Genomic DNA, 1,581 nt, shown 5'->3' with positions numbered 1-1,581 from the left:
CCCGCACCTCGTACCACGCGTCGAGCGGGGCGGGGTAGTACGCCTCGAAGCTCGTCTGCTGTCCGGTCTCCATCGCGCCGCGGTAGTGCGTCTCGAAGTCGGAGGCGAGCGCGGCGGGGAAGAGCTCCCACACGTTGCCGCCGAGCAGCTCCTCGCGGGGCTTGCCGAGCAGCGTCTCGGCCTGGGAGTTCACGTAGGTGAAGCGCCACTCCCGGTCGAGGGAGAAGAACGCCGCGGTCATCATCTCCAGCACCCGGCGGACCCGCGCCTCGCCCTCCTGGGCGCTCGTGGTGTCGTACGCCGCCCCGAGGACGCGGACCGAGCGCCCGTGCTCGTCCCGCAGCGCCCGGCCGCGCGCGGTGATCCAGCGCGTCGCGCCGTCCGGGAGCAGGATGCGGTACTCCGCCTCGTAGCCGCCGCCGGTCGCGATCGCCGTCTCCAGGGCGTGCGTGACCCGGGGCAGGTCCTCCGGGTGCAGCCGGGCGTTGAAGCCCTCGATCGACCGGTCGAACGTCTCCCGGTCGTAGCCGAAGAGCTCGATGAGCCGGTCGTCCCACGTGAGGACACCGGTCGTGAGGTCCCAGTCGAACGTGCCGATGCCGGCCGCGTCGACCGCCAGCTCGGACATGACGCGCGTGGCCTCGTACTCGGCGGTCAGGGCGGCGAGCTCCAGCTCGGTCTTCGCCGAGTCGGCCAGCTGCGTGAGGACCTGCACGTCGGAGGGGGACCAGGCGCGCGGTTCGGCCTCGAAGACGCAGAGCGCGCCGATCAGCTCGCCCACCGACGCGTGGATGGGCACGCCAAGGTAGGAGCCCACCAGCCCCTCGGCGACCGCCGGCAGCGCGGAGACCCGGGCATCGGCGCTGGCGTCCGGCACGACGACCGGCGCGCCCGCCGCGATCGTCAGCCGGCACACGGCGTCGGTCAGCGGCATCTCCATGCCGGTCGCGACCCCGGGCGGTAGCCCGGCGCCGCCGACGATCTTCTGCCGGTCGGTGAGCACCGAGACGTAGGCGCTGGACGCGTGCAGGAGCGACGCCGCGAGGGCGGCCAGCCGGTCGAGGGCCGAGCTACCGGGAAGAGCGTGCTGGCCCGCCGCGTCGGCGTGCGCGGAGCTGTCGCTGCCCACCGCCGTCGCCGGGGTCTCGTCATCGCCGTCAGACGGATGACTGGCCACGAGACTCCTCCGGGTGATCGGGCCGGAGCGGGGTGTGCACCCGGCCCCCCATTGTGCCCGGTCGCGGGCCTCCCCTGCGCAGAGCGAGGGCGACGTCACTTCCCGGGCCGCGCCGGCCGGGCAGGATGAGGCGCATGGAGCGCCTGTTCTCGTACGGCACGCTGCAGGACCCGGCGGTGCAGACCGCGACGTTCGGCCGCCCGCTGGCTTCGTCGCCTGACGCGCTCCCTGGCTACACGACTCGGATGCTGCGCATCACCAACCCCGAGGTCGTCCGTACGAGCGGCATCGGGGAGCACCCGGTGCTCCTGCACACCGGGGACCCGGCGGACGAGGTACGCGGGGTGGTCCTGGAGCTGACGGCGGCCGAGCTGGCGGCCGCCGACACGTACGAGTCGGCGGAC

At 73.8% G+C, this 1,581-nt stretch carries 2 protein-coding genes; one reads left to right on the top strand and one right to left on the bottom strand.

The genetic code is table 11. The annotated features are described in order from the left end of the window. On the bottom strand, nt 1–1,177 hold a 1,177-nt coding region (locus G9H71_RS22615; RefSeq protein ID WP_166284998.1), incomplete at its 3' end, for a PAS domain-containing protein. A gap of 134 nt (nt 1,178–1,311) precedes the next feature. On the opposite strand from G9H71_RS22615, the gene G9H71_RS22610 reads away from it, so the two are divergent. Then, nucleotides 1,312–1,581: gamma-glutamylcyclotransferase (locus G9H71_RS22610; protein ID WP_231135338.1), on the top strand; the 270-nt coding region annotated here is incomplete at its 3' end.

Origin of the sequence: Motilibacter deserti (assembly GCF_011250635.1) — a bacterium.
GTDB classification, from domain to species: domain Bacteria; phylum Actinomycetota; class Actinomycetes; order Motilibacterales; family Motilibacteraceae; genus Motilibacter_A; species Motilibacter_A deserti.
This window is presented reverse-complemented; position numbering and strand designations above follow the sequence as displayed.